Raw genomic sequence first — 16190 nt, forward strand, 5'->3', positions numbered from 1 at the left:
CCGAAAGGACCGCCATGAGACCCGTCGCCAACGAGGCCATGCTCATCACCTATGCCGACAGCATGGGCGGAAACCTGTCCGAACTCCACCGCGTGCTGCGCACGCATTTCGCTGGGGCCTTCGGCGGCATCCACGTCCTCCCGTTCTTTCCGTCCTCCGGCGACCGGGGCTTCGCCGTCATCGAGTACGACATCGTCGACCCGGCCTTCGGCACGTGGGATGACATCGACGCGCTCGGCGAGGATTACTACCTCATGGCCGATTTCATGATCAATCACGCCTCGATCCGCTCGGCGGAGTTCATCGACTACATGCAGCGGGGCGACGAGTCCCCGTACAAGAGCATGTTCATCGACTGGAACGAGTTCTGGGGCGGCGGCGAGCCCACCGAAGAGGAGATGGCGGCCCTCTACCGACGCAAGCAGCACGGTCCGTACCTCGACATGACCCGTGCGGACGGCAAGGTCGTCTGCCTGTGGAACACCTTCTTCGCCGAGCAGGTCGACATCGATCCGTGGCAGCCGGTGACGCAGGAGTACTTCGCACGGAACCTGGGGCGCCTCGCCGATCATGTCGCCCTCATCCGCTTCGACGCCTTCGCCTACGCGGCCAAACGTCCGGGAACGAGCTGCTTCTTCGTCGAGCCCGAGGTGTGGGACGTCCTGGAGATCGGGATGGCTCCGATCAAGGACCGCGGCACGCAGATGCTGCCCGAGATCCACGAGAACTACGAGATCCAGCTCAAGATGTCGGCGAAGGGGCACTGGGTCTACGACTTCGCGCTCCCGATGCTGACGCTGCACACGCTGTTCACGGGCCGGACCGACCGGGTGCGCCACTGGCTCGAGATCTGCCCCCGCAAGCAGTTCACCACTCTGGACACGCACGACGGAATCGGCGTGGTGGACGTGGTCGGCCTCCTCGAAGACGACGAGATCGACTCCATCGTCGACCTCGTGAACGCCCGCACCGAGCACCTCCGCGAGATCCTCCCCCTGCCGGCATCCGTCATCCGGCGGGGCGAGAAGGGAGCTCAGCGCTATCAGCTGATGTCGTCGTTCTACTCGGCCCTCGGCGAGGACGACGCGGCCTACCTGCTCGCCCGCGTCTTCCAGCTGTTCGTGCCCGGAATCCCGCAGATCTACTACGTCGGCGCGCTGTTCGGCGCCAACGATCCGGAGGCCCTCGCCGCCGCCGGCGACGCCCGCGCCGCCAACCGACACGACTACACCGCCGCGGAGATCGCTGAACGTGTCGAGAAGCGTGAGATCCAGCAGTTCCTGGACATCCTCCGCTGGCGCAACACCTTCCCCGCCTTCGACGGCGACTTCGACGTCACAGACGAGGCGCCCGGCATCCTGGTCCTGACCTGGACGGATGCCGACAGTGAGGCACGGCTGCGCGCGGACTTCGTCGGGCACCGCTTCACGATCACCGCCGCACGCGGTGCGGACCAGCCGACGCTCGTCTTCGAGTCGTGAGCGGGCTCACGCCTCGCTCAGGACGACGGATCGTCGAACGGGCGAGGCGTGAGCCGGACGTCGAGCTCCATGTTCTCGGGGGTGCCGAACGACGCGTAGCGGTGCGCGGCGCACGCCAGCCACAGATGGTAGGCGTGCCGGGCATTGCCGAGGTTGAGGTCGAACTGCTGCTGAAGCTTGTCGATGCGCTTCTGAACCGTCGAGTGATGCAGGCCGAGGAGATCCGCCGCGCCGCGGATCGATCCGGTCTGCGTCACCGCCGTGACGGTCTCGTCCAGCCACGGCAGATTCCCGTCCTCGATGGCACTGATGATGGGGGATGCCAGGAGATCGCTCGTCTGGGCGTGAAGGAACAGCGGGGCCAGGACACCGAGCCGATCCCAGGTGAGCGCCTCGCCGGGGCGAGCCATCCGGAGCACGATCACCGCGCGCTTCCACGAACTGCGCAGTTCCTCGACCGGAACGGCGGGGCCGATACCGAAGCGCGCCTTCCCGCCGACCTGCGGCCCCATGGCGAACGGCGCGGGCTGGATGGTCGCGCCCACGGTGGCGCCACGGACCACCGCTGACGCTCTCAGGCCCTCGCCCCACTCGACCGGGAGATGCGCGACCACGTGATAGCGCCGGGTCGAATCGAGTCGGAGAGCGGCGAACAGCTGACGACTGCGCTCCTCCGGGATGGGGTCGTTCAGGAGCGTCGCCCACGCCTGCTCGGGTTCGGGGGCCAGGGCGTCCAGGCGGTCCGCCCAGCGCTGCACGCCCTGCGCGATGCGCTCGAGGACGAGTCCGTGCGAGGTGTCCGCGTCGGTCGATTCGATCCACACGAGATCGGCAGTAGCGGGACCGATCGAACGGGACGGCCACTCCTCGTTCTTCTCCTCCGCCCCATCCCCGCGAAGGCGATCTCCGCCCGGGCCGACACGCAAAGAAAGCCGTCGACCCGCCAGCGCCACACCGACCACGCGAGATGTCAACGCCGCCGCACCGCGGACATACGCTTCGGGACCGACACCCCGGGCATCGAGGGCGTCGAAATAGTCCAGGACGCGGAGGGCGGCCGCGACGGACTCGTCCTGCAGCGCCAATCGGGCGAGGAAGTCTCTCATGTCACGGCACCTCCAGGGGTCGACCTACGCACCCGGGGGAACGTGATCGCGTCAGGGGAGACCGCGGCACGCGCGGCCGACGAAGGAACGCTAGCAGGCGCGGCCGCGAGAGCGCGGGGATTCGAAGGTCATGACCGGCCTCGCGCCCGGCCTCACGCCATGTCGACGTCGATGTCCGGCAGCCCGAAGAACTCGAAGGCCTCCTGGATGGCGAGATCCCAGAAGTCCCATTCGTGGGTGAACCCCTCACGGATGGAAAACGTCGCGTCCAGGCCGATCTCCTCGGCGTGTGCGCGGAACGGTCGCAACGTCGTCATGACGTAGTCGTCGTCCGCTCCGCTGGCGAACAGGAGCCGCGGCAGCCGACCGGTGCCGGCCTGTTCGTCGAGCACGCGCCACGAGTTCTCCTCCGACGCGAGGAACGCCTCGAGGCCGCCCGCGTTCTCGACCATGCCCTCCAAGCGCGCGGCGAACACGTCGCCCGAACGGAAGAACTCGGGTGTCAGATCCGAGAAGTCCCTCGGGCTGGCCGAGAGCACGGCCGCCGCTGCGAACCGCTCCGGATTGCTCGCGGCGATCTTGATCGTGCCGCGACCCCCCATCGAGAGACCGGCGAGGAAGTTGTCCTCACGCCGAGAGGAGATCGGCAGCCAGTTGTAGACCAACGGCATGAGCTCGTGCAGGAGGTAGTCGTACATGTCGTAGCCCAGCATGAATCGACTCCAGTTGGAGTAGTTGCTGTTCAGACCGGACGGCATCACGACGGCCACGCCCTTGCGGGCCGCGTACCGCTCGACGTTCGTCTTGCGCACCCAATCGGTGTGGTCGCCGAACGTTCCGTGCAGGAGCCAGACCACCGGCAGCGCGCGCCGCTGCGAATAGAACTCCTGCGGATCCTCCTCGCGCGGCATGTCCGGGAGGATCACGGTGAACGCCTGGTTCGAGCGGAGGAACTTGCTCTCGGTGTTCATCGTCAACAGGGCCATGGTGCGACTCCTCGGGGTGTGGCGCGTCGTGCAGGAACAGGGATCATGATGCGGGGCGAACCGGCGCGGTCTCGTCGAGGGAGGAGGCTTCGGCGAGGACGCGACCGAAGCGGCGCGCGAGCCAGTTGGTGCGAGCGGCGAGCGCACCCTGGGTCACAGCAGCGTGCGGGTAGGCGGTGAACCCGTGGAATCCGCCGCTCCACACGTGCAGCTCGGCGTCGCCGCCGGCGGCCCAGAGGCGGCCCGCGTAGTCAATGATTTCGGAGCGGAAGATCTCGGCCGACCCGACCTCCAGCAGTGCCGGAGGGAGGTTCGCGAGGGAGGTGGCCCGCCCTGGCGCGTTGGCGCCCGCGTCCACCACATCGCCGTCTCCCAGCACGAGCCGCCATGCGGCCGTGTTCTCGTCACGGTTCCAAGGCCCGTGGGGCAGCTGCCGTGCCGAGTCCCCGTCGGCGAGGGGATCGAGCATCGGCGCGAGAAGGAGCTGTCCGCACAGAGCCGGGCCGCCCCGCTCGCGCGCCAGCTGGGCGACACCGGCCGCGAGACCTCCGCCGGCGCTCATCCCCGCGATGATGAGGGATTCGGGGTCGATGCCCCAGTCCGTCGCGCGCGCGAAGACCTCGCAGAGCGCGGCGTAGCAGTCCTCGACGAGCGATGGAGCCGTCACCTCGGGAGCGAGGCGGTAGTCGATCGTGACGACGCTGGCTCCGAAGTCCGAGATCCACCGCCGGAAGTCGGGGGACGCATCCCACGGTGTTCCGAGCACCATTCCCCCGCCGTGGATGTACACGATGCAGGGACGAGGCTCGCGAGTGTCCACTCGGGAGATGTGGTGAAGGGGGATGGCCGTGCCGTCGGGTGCCGTCGCGGTCGCATCCTGGATGCGGAACCCGTCGTCTGCGAGCTGCGCGCGCGCCGAGCCGGCCCACGCCCGCAGGTCCCTCTGCACCGCAGCGAGGTTCTCGGGAGCGAAATCCAAGACGTACACGCCGGATACCCGAAGGGATGCCTCGAGCTCCGGGTCATAGGCCGGGCGTACCGGAACGTCGGGTTCCGCCACGTCGCTCACTCCTTCACCGACCCTTGCAGGAGGGCCGCACTGAACTGCCGCTGGAAGATGAGGAACACCAGCAGGGTGGGGACCATCATGAGCAGCGCGGCGGCGCACAACATGACCACGTCGGTCGCGTGCGCTCCCTGGAATCCCGCCAGGGCGCCTCCCACCGTCCGGTGGGACGGGTCGTCGATCATCACGAGGGTCAGGATGAAGTGGTTCCACGTCCAGAGGAAGCTCAGGATGAGCATCGTCGAGATGGCCGGCCGCGCCAACGGAAGCTGGACCTGCCAGAAGGTGCGGAACGGCCCGGAGCCGTCCAGCTGAGCCGCTTCCTCCAGCTCTCCGGGCATGCCCAGGAAGTGCGAGCGCATCCAGAACACGCCGAAGGGGATCTGGAGAGCGGCCAGGGGAAGCGCGACGCTCCACACGGTGTTGACCAGGCCGAGGTTGTGCATGGTCAGATACAGCGGCGTGATCAGGCTCTCGGTCGGGATGGTCAGTCCCAGCAGGAAGAGCAGGAAGATCGGACCCGCCAGCGGCACGCGAAGCCAGGTGAGGCCGTAGGCCGCCATCGTGGCGGTGAGGACGACCACCGGGACGACGATGATCACCAGCGTCGCACTGGAGAGCATGAGGGTCGGGAAGTTCGCCAGCTGGAACGCCGTGACGAAGTTCTCCCAGTGCAGCTCTCGGAAGAAGGAGATGCCGCTGGGAAGGGTGTTCGCCGGCGAAAGAGCCACCGACAGCAGCGCCACGAACGGCAACAGCGTGAAGAGGACGAGAAGGACCAGGACGACTCGGCTGCTGATCTTCTCCGGGAGGGAAACGCGCATTCGTCAGTCCTTCGCTGCAAGTCGCTGGAGGGGGATGATCACCAGGAGCACGACGCCCATGAGCACGATGCCCATCGCGGCCGCCCCACCGACCTGCTGTTGCCCGAACGCCAGGTTGTAGATGTCGATACCCGGCACGATCGTCGCGCGGTTCGGGCCGCCCTGCGTGGTGATGTAGACGATGTCGAAGCTGGCCAGGGCCGCGATGATCGTCAGGGTGGCGCTCACGACCAGCTCACGGCGCAAGCCCGGCAGCGTGACGGCGAAGAACTCCTGAACGGCGTTCGCGCCGTCCAGTCTCGCCGCCTCGTACAGCGAGGAGTCGATCTTGCTGATGCCCGCGGTGAGCATCATGGTCACCAGGCCGAGCAACGCCCAGGTCCCGATGAAACCGACCGCCGGCAAGGCGGTGTTCGGATCGCCGAGCCAGGCCCGCGTGACGCCCCCGAGACCGATGGCATCCAGGATCTGGTTGAGGGCTCCCTCACGGGAGTAGATCCAGCTCCAGCCGACGGCGGCGGCGACGATGGGGATGACCTGCGGCATGAACAGAATCGTGCGGACCGCGGCTGCGGACCGCCGGCCCACCGCCGCCCGTGTCAGGACGGCGGCGGCCAGCGCCAGCACGAGCGTGACACCGCAGAAGAACACCATCAGCTCGAAGGCGTGCAGCAGGGAGACGAGTCGGGCCGGGGAGGTGAAGACGTCGAGGTAGTTGGAGAACCCGACGAAGGTCGCCTTCCCCACCCCGTTCCAGTCGTAGAGCGAGTACTGGACGGCGTTCCCGAACGAGCCGAGGATCAGCCATCCGTAGAGGGCGAGCGCCGGCGCGACGAAGGCCACGCCGATCAGCGCACGCCGACGCTTCGCTGGTGTCTTCAGGATTCCTCCCCGGCCGGCCCTCATCGGGACAGATCCTTCTCGTACCCGCTCTGAACGGTGTCGATGAAGTCCTGCGGCGTGCGCGAACCGAGCACGAGCGCCTGCATCTCCGGGTTGAGCACGTCGAGCGTGAACGCCGCCGAGCCGTTCGCGATGAAGTCGACCGCGCCGTCATCGGCGAGGACCTTCTGGAAGGCGGCGAGCGTGGAGTCCACCAGCGCGCTGGTGCTGAGCGGGACAGCCATGTCCGCCGGGCCGCCGGGAGAGCTGCCGAGGACGTCCACGACGATCTTCCGAGCCTGCTCGTTGCTCTGCACCCAGTTGAGGAAGTACGCGGCTACGTCCTTGTTCTTCGACCCCTGCGGGATCGTGTAGTTGGCCGGGGATGCCATTGTGTACTGCTTCGCGCCCGCGTCCACCGGCGGGATCAGGAAGAAGCCGACGTTGTCGCCCATGGCGGCGGTCAGACGCGCGTTCTCCCAGTCGCCGACCGGTACGTAGAGCGCCTTACCCGCCTGGAAGTCCGCCATCATCGTCGGGTAGTCGACCGACGTCGCGTCGGGCGAGATCACACCGTTCTTCGTCCATTCCTGGAGCTTCTGGGCAGCCGCGAGCATGCCGGGCTGATCGAAGGTCGCGTCGGGGCGCTGGTAGATCCAGTCGTTGATCTCGGGCGCGTTGCCGTAGGCGTTCTGAAGTTCTTGGAGGAGGAACGGCGTTCCGGCATCCTTCGCCGCGAGCGAGACTCCGAGGTAACCGGCGGCCACGGCATCCGTCGCCGCCTTCTCGAACTGGTCGAAGGTCGTGGGCGGGGCGGTGAGGCCGACCTTCGCGGCGATCTCCTTGTTGTAGTAGATGCCGGTGACGTTGTAACCGATGCCGACCGCGTAGAGAGAGCCGGTGCCCCGGTCTCCCTCGGGGCTGAGCCGCGCGATGCGCAGAAGCTCCTGCGACCAGCTGTTCCACCCGTAGGCGTCGTAGTAGGGGTCGAGATTGGTGAGGAGGCCATCACGTGCGGGCTGCGCGAGTGCGGGAGTGAACAGGATGTCCGGCGGGGTGTCGCGCGTGAGGATGCGCGAGAGGTTGGTGTTGATGTTGGAGTTGGCCTCGGCGACGACGTCGAAGGTGACCGTCGGGTTCTGGCGCGTGAATTCCTGCCCCAGCTGGGTGACGACGTCCGCAGCCTCCTGGCTGGTGAGGATCTGCAGCTTCACCGGATCGCTGGGCAGAGTCGTCGAAACGCTGGAGGCGGCCGTCGCCGGGCCCTCCGTGCCGGACGATCCGGGGGGCGCGCAGGCGGCCAGCACTGCTGCTGCGGACGCGAGAAGCGCGACGGCCGCGAGCCGGCGATGTGATCGTCCAGCCTGAGAGGGGGCTGCTGTGATCGGGCTCATGAGTTCTCCTTCGGGTGATCGACACTGACCCTTTCCCAAATTCTCTTCACCCCTCTTGCGCGCTGTAGCCGCAACTCGTGCGCACTCGACCGCGCGGTGTCCGCCGGGTGGCGGGGGCCTGCGGGATCGCGGGGAAAGGCGCACCGAGGCTCGGACGCACAGGCATCCGTCTGCGTTGACGGACCGCAGCGGCCGGCGCCCGCCGATCGCCCCCGACCGGCGTCAGTCGAGCAGCAGCGCCGGCTCCTCCAGAACGGATGCCACGTCCGCGATGAACCGCGAGATGCCGTCGCCGTCGACCACGCGGTGATCGAACGAGCCCGAGACCGTGGTGACCCAGCGGGGGCGCACCTCTCCGTCAACGACCCACGGCTTCTGCCGGATGGCACCGAGGGCGATGATGCCGGCCTCGCCGGGGTTGATGATCGGGGTGCCGGCATCCACTCCGAACACTCCGATGTTCGTGATGGTGAACGTGCCGCCGGTCTGATCGGCGGGACTCGTCTTGCCCTCGCGGGCGGTCAGCGTGAGGTTCTCGAGCGCCTTGGCGAGTTCGCGCGTGTTCATCGCCTGTGCGTCCTTGATGTTCGGCACCAGCAGGCCGCGCGGGGTCGCCGCGGCGATGCCGAGGTTGACGTAGTGGCGCACGCGGATCTGCGCGCCGTCCTCGGTGTCGACCCACGCCGCGTTGATCATCGGCGTCCGGCGCAGCGCCCACATCACCGCGCGCGCCATGATCAGCAGCGGCGAGATCTTCACGTCCGCGAAGTCGGGCGAGGCCTTCAGACGCTTGACCAGCTCCATCGTGCGCGACGCGTCGACGTCGACCCACACCGACACGTGCGGGGCCGAGTACGCGCTCGAGGTCATCGCGTTGGCGGTGGCCTTGCGGACGCCGCGGACGGGGATCGACTCCTCGCGGGCGTCGTCGACGGGCGCCGGTGCGGCCGGAGCCGGGACGGGGATCGTCTCCTCGCGCACGGCACCCCACTCGGGCGTCTCGATGTTGCGGAAGACGCTGGCCTGCTCGGCGTGCTTCACGACGTCCTGGCGCGTCACTTCGCCGGCGGGGCCGCTCGGGGTGACCGCCGACAGGTCGACGCCGAGGTCGCGCGCCAACTTGCGGATCGGGGGCTTCGCGACGACCCCGACGGATGCCTGGACGGGGCGCTCCGCGGGCTTGCGGCGCCGCGACGACACCGCGCCGCCGGTGCCGTAGCCGACGAGCACCGCTCCGCCGGGATCGCTGGGCTCGGGGACCGTGGTCGGCTCCGCGGGCGCCGGGGGCGTGGCATCCGCCGACCCGATCGTGATGATCGGGGCGCCGACCTCGACCGTGGCCCCCTCGGTCGCGAGCAGTTCGCCCACGGTGCCGGAGAACGGCGAGGGGAGCTCGACCAGCGATTTGGCGGTTTCGATCTCGACGAGGACGTCGTTGACGGCCACCTCGTCGCCGGGCGCGACGCGCCACTGGACGATCTCGGCCTCGGTGAGTCCTTCACCGACGTCGGGGAGGACGAAGGTCTGCTCGGTCACGGTGTGTCCTTTGCTCGCGAGACTGCATCGCGCCGACGAGACAGCGGTCGAGGGTCGCGGTTTCGTCGGTGAAATGAAGTCTCGCGGTTCATGGCGGGGAGAGGAAGAGCGGTCAGTAGGCGAGGGAGCGGTCGACGGCCTCGAGGATGCGGTCGGCATCGGGCAGGTACGTGCCCTCGAGCTTCGCGGGCGGGAACGGAACGTCGAAGCCCGACACGCGCAGCACCGGCGCCTCGAGGGCGAAGAACGCCTTCTCGGTGACGGTCGCGGCGACCTCGGAGCCGAGCGACGTGAAGCCCGGGGCCTCCTGCGCGTAGACCATGCGGCCCGTGCGGCGCACGGAATCGAGGATCGGGCCGTAGTCGATGGGCGACAGCGAGCGCAGGTCGATGACCTCGCAGCTCGTGCCCTCGCTCTCGGCGAGCGCCGCGGCCTGCAGCAGCGTCGTCACCATCGCGCCGTGGCCGACGAGGGTCACGTCGGTGCCGCGGCGGACGATCCGGCTCGCGTGGAGCGGCAGCGCGGGGGCGTCGGTGTCGACCTCGCCCTTCTGCCAGTACTTCGCCTTGGGCTCGAAGAAGACCACCGGGTCGGGCGAGTCGATGGCCTGCTGGATCATCCAGTACGCGTCGTTCGCGGTCGAGGGGCTCACGACCCGCAGGCCTGGGGTGTGCGTGAAGTACGCCTCGGGGCTCTCCTGGTGGTGCTCGATCGCGCCGATGTGCCCGCCGTACGGGATACGGATGACGACGGGGAGCTGCAGCGCGCCCTCGTGGCGGTTCGTGAGCTTGGCGAGCTGCGACGTGATCTGGTCGAACGCGGGAAAGACGAACCCGTCGAACTGGATCTCGAGCACGGGCCGGAAACCGCCCATCGCGAGACCGATCGCGGTGCCGACGATGCCCGACTCCGCGAGCGGCGAGTCGATGACGCGGCGCGGGCCGAAGTCCTTCTGCAGGCCCTCGGTGACGCGGAAGACGCCGCCGAGCGGACCGATGTCCTCGCCCATGAGCAGGACGCGGTCGTTCGTCTCGAGCGCGCGACGCAGGCCGGCGTTGAGGGCGCGGCTGATCGGAAGGTTCTCGGTCATTCCGCTCCCCCTTCCATCGCCGCCTCGTAGTCGTCGAGCCAGCGCTGCTCCTCGGCGATGAGCGCGTGCGCCTCGGAGTAGACGCTGTCGAACATGTGCCCGCGCGGCAGCGTGCCGAGCTCGTTCGTGCGTACACGGACGTCGTCGGCGAGCGCGCGACCCTCGGCATCCGCGTCGTCGAAGAACTGCTGCGACGCGCCGCGCCGCTCGAGGAACGTGCGGAGGCGGGCGATCGGGTCGCGGTGCGCCCACGCCTCCTCCTCGGCGGACGTGCGGTACTTCGTCGGGTCGTCGCTCGTCGTGTGCGCGCCGCGGCGGTAGGTCATCGCCTCGATCGCGCGCGGGCCCCCACCGGCGCGGGCCTCGTCGAGCGCGAGCTTCGACACCGCGTAGCTCGCGAGCACGTCGTTGCCGTCGACCTGGACACTCGGGATGCCATACCCCGCCGCCCGCTTGTAGAGCGGGGTGCGCGACTGGGTGGCGACCGGGACGGAGATGGCCCACTGGTTGTTCTGCAGGAAGAACACCTCGGGAGTCTGGAAGCTCGCGGCGAACACCATCGACTCGTGCACGTCACCCTGACTGGACGCGCCGTCGCCGTAGTAGACGATGACGGCTTCGTCGCGCTCGGGGTCTCCGGTGCCGCACTTTCCGTCGAACACGAGTCCCATGCCGAGGCCCGTGGCGTGCAGCGTCTGCGCGCCGAGCACGAGCGTGTAGATGTGGGTGTTGCCGTTCTTGGGGTCGGTCGGATCCCACCCGCCGTGCGTGAGCCCGCGCATCAGCCGGATGATGTCGATCGGGTCGACACCGCGGATGCGGGTCACGACGTGCTCGCGGTACGACGGGAAGATGTGGTCCTGGGCGCGGGCGGCGCGGGCGGAACCGACCTGCGCGGCCTCCTGCCCGAAGGACGGCGGCCACAGGGCCAACTGCCCCTGGCGCTGCAGGTTGGTCGCTTGCACGTCGAAGGCGCGGATCGAGACCATGTCGCGGTAGAACGTCTCGAGTTCCGCGTCGGTGAGGGCCTCGATCAGGGGCAGATAGCGCTCGGCCTCAGGGGTGGGCGCGAGCGTGCCGTCGGCCGCCAGAACGCGCACGAGAGCCGGGTCGTCGAGCGGGGTCATGTTCCCACGCTAACGGTCGCGTCATGCCCTGTACCGCATGAGGTGCACAACGGATGCCGCGTTCCGGCGTGGATTTCCGACAAGGCGTCTCGACTCCCCGGAGAGGTGAGTGCGGGCTGACGGACCGGTTCCGTAGGGGTGAACGGATGCCGAGAGAGTGCCCTACGCCCGGATGAGGCTTGCGGGAAGCGACACACTGGGGGCGTGGCATCCACCGGGGGGACGATGTTCGACGGGTTCGACAGCCGAGGGGCGATCGCGCTGGCGCGCCGCGCCTCCGTCGCGGCGATCGCCTCGCTCGCGGCCGCGGTGATCCTCGCCGGCTGCGGCGGCACGGCGCAGGCAGGCGGAGACGCGCCCACGGGCGGCCCCGGGTTCCCGGTCGCGCTGGACCGCGGCGTCGACGGCGACATCTGGGGGTTGGGCGGGTCGACGGCGGTCGAGATCGACGACACCGGTCGCGTCGAACGGCGGATCGACCTCGATTTCCTCCCCTCGCCGTGGACGATCACCGCGGTCTCGGTGGGCACCGACGACCGACTCTTCCTCAGTGCCGTGTGGAGCGACGGCGACGCTTTCGGCGACATCGTCGCGTACGACGTCGCGACGGAAGAGCACACGGTGCGTGCCCATCAGGAGGGCCCGGTCGGAGACCTCACCGAGGTCGGCGACGACATCGTCTTCATCTCGTTCGCCGCCGACGACGAAAGCTCCTTCACCGTGCGCCGGGCGAACCCGACCGGCGAGATCGCCGACCTCGCCGTGCTCCCGGGCGACGGCCGCCGCGCCGCGATCGACGCAGACCCTGCCGGAACGGTCGTTGTGACGACGGCGGCCGGTCTCACCCGACTGAGCACGACGGGAACGACACTCGAGGAGTGGCCGCTCCCCGCGGACGCGGCGGATCTCGCGGTGAGTCGCGAGGGGCGGATGCTGGCCACGACTCGAGACGGTGCGTCCTGCGTCGACTGGTTCCGGGTGGATGCCACCGGGCCGGTGCCCCTCGACGGACCGTGCGACGCGGCCGGTTTCGTGTGGCTCGACGAGCAGACGGTGCTCGTCTCCACGGGCGATGAGAACGGCGCGGGACTGGTGCAGATGGCGGCTCACTCGTCGCCGAGCGGCAGGTAACGCGCGCTCACGACCCGGGCCGGGGTCGCCCCGAGCGCGCGGAGGGAGAGCACGCGGCCGGTGAAGCCGCCCGCAACCTCCGTCGAGAGGTAGCGGCCGTCGAGCGCGGCGAGCCACCGCTCACCGTCGGCGTCGACCAGGCCGAACCGGAGGTCGTCGGGCCCGTCGTGGGTGGCATCCACCGCCTCGACCACGAGCGTCACGACATCGCCGGTCGCGCGGGCGGAACGCATGGATGCCGCGAGCGGACCGATACGCGCCCGCACCTCGGCCGCGTCGCCGTCGAGCGTGATCTCGTACCAGTGCTGATCGTCGAGCCGGACCCGCAGGGCCACGGGGGCCGAGGCGTCGACGTGTGCCTCGAACCGCCAGCGCAGGTCGCGCACGCGGACGGCGAGGTCGTGGGATCCCAGGGCGAGGCCACCGGCGGGATGCGGGCCGGGGAGCGTCCCATCGGCCGACACCCACCGCGGGTGCAGCTCGGTGCCGGAGAAGTCGTCGGTGAACGACGTGTCGGGGCGGGCGGGCAGCACGTTGTCGGTGTGCACCACGGGCCAGCCATCGGCCCAGGCGATGCGGGCGAGGAACGTCTCGCGTCCGACGACGTGGAACCCGGGCGTGAAGCCGCGCGGTCGCACGCCGAGGTAGACCATCGCCCACGAGCCGTCGGGGCGTTCGACGAGGTCGGCATGCCCGGTGTTCTGGACGGGGAAGCCGGTGCTGCGCCGACTGAAGATCGGGTTCGCCGGCGCCGCCTCGAACGGACCGTCGATGGCCCGCGACCGCGCGACGCACACCGCGTGTCCGCGCTCCGTGCCACCCTCGGCGGTGAGCAGATACCACCAGTCGCCGCGCCGGTACAGGTGCGGCCCCTCGGGATGCGCGAGGCCCGAGCCCCGCCAGATCACGCGCGGCTCCTCGAGCCGGATGCCGCGATCGAGGTCCACGCGCACCTGCGCGATCACCGGCAGTGACCCGTCCTCGGGCCGCAGCGCCTCATCGAGCGCGCAGTACGTCAGGACGCACGAGCCGTCGTCGTCCCACGCGAGGTCGGGGTCGATGCCGCCGAGCCCCTCGAACACGATCGGGTCGGACCACGGCCCCGCCGGATCCGTCGCCGTCACGACGAACTGCTCACCCCCGCGCTCGACGTTGGTGCCGACGACGAAGAACGTGCCGTCGCGGTGCCGGATCGTGGGCGCATAGATCCCGCGGCTCGCCGCCGACACCCCGGCCGGGAACTGCGTCTCGCGCGTCAGGACGTTGCCGAGCTGCGTCCACGTCCGGAGATCGCGACTGTGCCAGATCGGGATGCCGGGGGCGTACTCGAACGACGAGTTCACGAGGTAGTAGTCCTCGCCCACGCGACACACCGAGGGGTCGGGGAAGAGCCCGGGGATGACGGGGGTCGTCGCGGCATCCCGGATGCCGGCTCCCGAGGGCTCCGTCACGACTCGGCTCAGCGCGGGGCGACGGAGGCGGCGACCTCGACGAGGCGGTCGATCGACTCCTCCTCGCCGATCGAGATGCGGACGCCGTCGCCGGCGAACGGGCGCACGATGAGCCCGGCATCCTCGAACGCGGAAGCGACCTCGAGCGCGCGGTCACCCGCCGGGAGCCACACGAAGTTGCCCTGGGCGTCGGGGACGTCCCATCCGGCCTCACGCAAGCGCGCCACGAGCGCGTCGCGTCGCTCGGCGAGGACGGCGACACGGTGCAGGAGTTCGCTCTCGGCACCCAGGCTCGCCAGGGCCGCCTCCTCGGCGGCGGCGGTCACCGACAGCGGGATGGCGGTGCTGCGGGCCGCATCGAGGACGCGCGTGTGTCCGATCGCGTAGCCGACGCGCAGGCCCGCCAGGCCGTACGCCTTCGAGAACGTGCGGAGCATCACGACGTTGGGGCGCGCGAGCAGAGCGCGGACGCGGTGGCCCTCGACGGCATCTGGATCGGTCACGAACTCGGCGTACGCCTCATCGAGCACGATGAGGATGTCTGCGGGCACCGCCTCGACGAACGCGGTGAACTCGTCGAAGCCGACGGTCGGACCCGTCGGGTTGTTGGGGCTGCACACGATGATGAGGCGCGTGCGGTCGGTGACCGCCGCCGCCATCGCGGGCAGATCGTGACGCGCGTCGGCGGTCAACGGGACCTGGACGCTCGTCGCGCCGGACACGGCGACGAGCGACGGGTACGCCTCGAACGACCGCCACGCGTAGACGACCTCGTCTCCCGGTCCGGCAGTGGCGAGCAGCAGCTGCGCGAGCAGCGACACGCTCCCGGCGCCGATGTGGATGTCGTCGGCCGGCACTCCATAACGGGCGCCGAGCCTCTCGCGCAGGCGTGCGGCCGTGGCATCCGGGTAGCGGTTGATCGCCGTGGACGCGCGCACGGCGTCGAGGACGCCCGGGAGCGGGTCGAACGGGTTCTCGTTGCTCGACAGCTTGAAGGCATCCGGGCTCGCCTGCCGCCCCTGCCGGTAGGCCGGCAGCGCGGCGATCTCGGGACGGATACGGGGCAGGACGGGCTCTTCGCTCACGGGTCGAGCCTAACCAGGACGCCGGTGCGCGCGTCAGACCCCCGTGCCACGATGGGGGCATGCGCTTCGTCATTCGCGTGGCCGTCAACGCCTTCGCCATCTGGATCGTGACCCTGCTGCCGGCCCTGCAGGTGACGCTCATCCCCTTCGCCCCCGGCGAAGGACTGCAGGTGGCCCTCACGCTGCTGCTGGTCGGGCTGATCTTCGCCCTGGTCAACACCATCGTCGGGACGGTCGTGAAGATCGTCGCCTTCCCGCTCTACATCCTCACGCTCGGGCTCATCTCGCTCGTCATCAACGGCTTCCTGCTGTGGCTGACCGGGGTCATCACGTCGAACTGGGACTGGGGCCTGCGCACCGGGGAGTTCTGGCTCACCGTCGTCGCGGCGCTGCTGATCGGCATCATCAACGCCGTGCTCGGCGGCATCCTCCGCCCCCGGCGTGACGAACGCTCACGCCGCTGATGCGCTTGCGGCGCGTCCCGGCCATGATGGAGGGATGACCGCGAGTGCCGACGCTCCTTTTCGCGTCGTCTTCGTGTGCAGTGGCAACATCTGCCGATCGCCGATGGCCGATGTGGTCTTCCGCCGCATCGCGGAACAGGCGGGCCTCGGGTCGCGCGTGGTTTCGACCTCGGCCGGCACGGGCGACTGGCACGTCGGCGAGCGCGCCGATCACCGCACTCTCGCGGCCCTCGAACGGCTGGGGTACGACGGTGCCGCGCACCGGGCGCGACAGTTCACGTTCGCGGACTTCGAGCACAACGATCTCGTCATCGCCCTCGATCGCAGCCACGAGCGCGTGCTGCGCGGATGGGCCCGCGACGAAGACGACGCCGACAAGATCGCGCTGCTCCTCTCCTTCGTCCCGGATGCCGAGACCCTCGACGTCCCCGACCCCTACTACGCCGGGCCCCCGATGTTCGACGAGGTGCTCGGTATGATCGAACGCGCCAGCCGCGCCCTGTTCCGGCAGCTCGAGCCCGCCATCCGTTCTGCGGGCTGACCTTTTCGCGCGACCCCCGGGAGACC

General features: G+C 69.4%; 15 protein-coding genes. 4 read left to right on the forward strand and 11 right to left on the reverse strand.

What is annotated here, in order from left to right:
• Window positions 1-14: 14 nt before the first annotated feature.
• Window positions 15-1481, forward strand: coding sequence for a sucrose phosphorylase (gtfA, locus tag ABC271_RS16925; RefSeq protein ID WP_412926003.1), 1467 nt, complete (start codon window positions 15-17; stop codon window positions 1479-1481).
• A gap of 17 nt (window positions 1482-1498) precedes the next feature.
• Here the strand turns inward: gtfA and ABC271_RS16930 are convergent, their stop codons facing one another.
• The 9 genes from ABC271_RS16930 to ABC271_RS16970 form a co-directional block, all read right to left on the reverse strand.
• Entirely contained in the window at window positions 1499-2587 is a 1089-nt protein-coding gene (locus tag ABC271_RS16930) for a helix-turn-helix domain-containing protein (protein ID WP_412926004.1), read from the reverse strand.
• A gap of 152 nt (window positions 2588-2739) precedes the next feature.
• The gene (locus ABC271_RS16935) at window positions 2740-3573 is read right to left on the reverse strand and encodes an alpha/beta hydrolase (protein ID WP_412926005.1); all 834 of its coding nucleotides are present in this window, start codon (window positions 3571-3573) and stop codon (window positions 2740-2742) included.
• Window positions 3574-3616: 43 nt separating this feature from the next.
• Window positions 3617-4633: an alpha/beta hydrolase gene (locus ABC271_RS16940; protein ID WP_412926006.1), complete on the reverse strand. Its 1017-nt coding sequence runs from the start codon at window positions 4631-4633 to the stop codon at window positions 3617-3619.
• A 5-nt stretch (window positions 4634-4638) separates the two neighbouring features.
• Entirely contained in the window at window positions 4639-5463 is an 825-nt protein-coding gene (locus ABC271_RS16945; protein WP_412926007.1) for a carbohydrate ABC transporter permease, read from the reverse strand.
• Between the two features lie 3 nt (window positions 5464-5466).
• Window positions 5467-6369 carry a carbohydrate ABC transporter permease gene (locus tag ABC271_RS16950; protein WP_412926008.1) on the reverse strand — a complete coding sequence of 301 codons (903 nt, stop codon included), beginning with the start codon at window positions 6367-6369 and terminating at the stop codon, window positions 5467-5469.
• Window positions 6366-7739, reverse strand: a complete 1374-nt coding sequence (locus ABC271_RS16955; RefSeq protein ID WP_412926009.1) for an ABC transporter substrate-binding protein — start codon at window positions 7737-7739, stop codon at window positions 6366-6368. The genes ABC271_RS16950 and ABC271_RS16955 overlap by 4 nt, the downstream gene beginning before the upstream one ends.
• A 222-nt stretch (window positions 7740-7961) precedes the next feature.
• On the reverse strand, window positions 7962-9275 hold the full coding sequence (locus ABC271_RS16960; RefSeq protein WP_412926010.1) for a dihydrolipoamide acetyltransferase family protein: 1314 nt from the start codon (window positions 9273-9275) through the stop codon (window positions 7962-7964).
• Between the two features lie 112 nt (window positions 9276-9387).
• Window positions 9388-10365, reverse strand: coding sequence for an alpha-ketoacid dehydrogenase subunit beta (locus tag ABC271_RS16965; protein ID WP_412926011.1), 978 nt, complete (start codon window positions 10363-10365; stop codon window positions 9388-9390).
• Window positions 10362-11492, reverse strand: a complete 1131-nt coding sequence (locus ABC271_RS16970; RefSeq protein WP_412926012.1) for a thiamine pyrophosphate-dependent enzyme — start codon at window positions 11490-11492, stop codon at window positions 10362-10364. The genes ABC271_RS16965 and ABC271_RS16970 overlap by 4 nt, the downstream gene beginning before the upstream one ends.
• A 204-nt stretch (window positions 11493-11696) precedes the next feature.
• On the opposite strand from ABC271_RS16970, the gene ABC271_RS16975 reads away from it, so the two are divergent.
• Window positions 11697-12623, forward strand: coding sequence for an NHL repeat-containing protein (locus ABC271_RS16975; protein ID WP_412926013.1), 927 nt, complete (start codon window positions 11697-11699; stop codon window positions 12621-12623).
• Here the strand turns inward: ABC271_RS16975 and ABC271_RS16980 are convergent.
• Together ABC271_RS16980 and ABC271_RS16985 are read right to left on the reverse strand one after the other, a co-directional pair.
• Window positions 12599-14074: a glycoside hydrolase family 43 protein gene (locus tag ABC271_RS16980; protein WP_412926014.1), complete on the reverse strand. Its 1476-nt coding sequence runs from the start codon at window positions 14072-14074 to the stop codon at window positions 12599-12601. The genes ABC271_RS16975 and ABC271_RS16980 overlap by 25 nt on opposite strands.
• Window positions 14075-14082: 8 nt before the next feature.
• Window positions 14083-15159 (reverse strand): histidinol-phosphate transaminase, encoded by a 1077-nt coding sequence (locus ABC271_RS16985; protein WP_412926015.1) that lies wholly within the window; start codon window positions 15157-15159, stop codon window positions 14083-14085.
• Window positions 15160-15218: 59 nt separating this feature from the next.
• Here ABC271_RS16985 and ABC271_RS16990 point away from each other — a divergent pair, with 59 nt between their 5' ends.
• Together ABC271_RS16990 and ABC271_RS16995 are read left to right on the forward strand one after the other, a co-directional pair.
• The gene (locus ABC271_RS16990) at window positions 15219-15623 is read left to right on the forward strand and encodes a phage holin family protein (RefSeq protein ID WP_412926016.1); all 405 of its coding nucleotides are present in this window, start codon (window positions 15219-15221) and stop codon (window positions 15621-15623) included.
• Window positions 15624-15657: 34 nt separating this feature from the next.
• On the forward strand, window positions 15658-16164 hold the full coding sequence (locus ABC271_RS16995; protein ID WP_412926017.1) for a low molecular weight protein-tyrosine-phosphatase: 507 nt from the start codon (window positions 15658-15660) through the stop codon (window positions 16162-16164).
• The last annotated feature ends 26 nt before the right edge of the window (window positions 16165-16190 follow it).

Origin of the sequence: Microbacterium canaveralium, from assembly GCF_047238045.1 — a bacterium.
GTDB lineage: Bacteria > Actinomycetota > Actinomycetes > Actinomycetales > Microbacteriaceae > Microbacterium.

Coding starts and splice junctions, on each gene's coding strand:
- ABC271_RS16930 (WP_412926004.1), bottom strand. CDS start 2,587: ATGAGAGACTTCCTCGCCCGATTGGCGCTGCAGGACGAGTCCGTCGCG.
- ABC271_RS16955 (WP_412926009.1), bottom strand. CDS start 7,739: ATGAGCCCGATCACAGCAGCCCCCTCTCAGGCTGGACGATCACATCGC.
- ABC271_RS16970 (WP_412926012.1), bottom strand. CDS start 11,492: ATGACCCCGCTCGACGACCCGGCTCTCGTGCGCGTTCTGGCGGCCGAC.
- ABC271_RS16990 (WP_412926016.1), top strand. CDS start 15,219: ATGCGCTTCGTCATTCGCGTGGCCGTCAACGCCTTCGCCATCTGGATC.
- ABC271_RS16995 (WP_412926017.1), top strand. CDS start 15,658: ATGACCGCGAGTGCCGACGCTCCTTTTCGCGTCGTCTTCGTGTGCAGT.
- gtfA (WP_412926003.1), top strand. CDS start 15: ATGAGACCCGTCGCCAACGAGGCCATGCTCATCACCTATGCCGACAGC.
- ABC271_RS16935 (WP_412926005.1), bottom strand. CDS start 3,573: ATGGCCCTGTTGACGATGAACACCGAGAGCAAGTTCCTCCGCTCGAAC.
- ABC271_RS16950 (WP_412926008.1), bottom strand. CDS start 6,369: ATGAGGGCCGGCCGGGGAGGAATCCTGAAGACACCAGCGAAGCGTCGG.
- ABC271_RS16945 (WP_412926007.1), bottom strand. CDS start 5,463: ATGCGCGTTTCCCTCCCGGAGAAGATCAGCAGCCGAGTCGTCCTGGTC.
- ABC271_RS16965 (WP_412926011.1), bottom strand. CDS start 10,365: ATGACCGAGAACCTTCCGATCAGCCGCGCCCTCAACGCCGGCCTGCGT.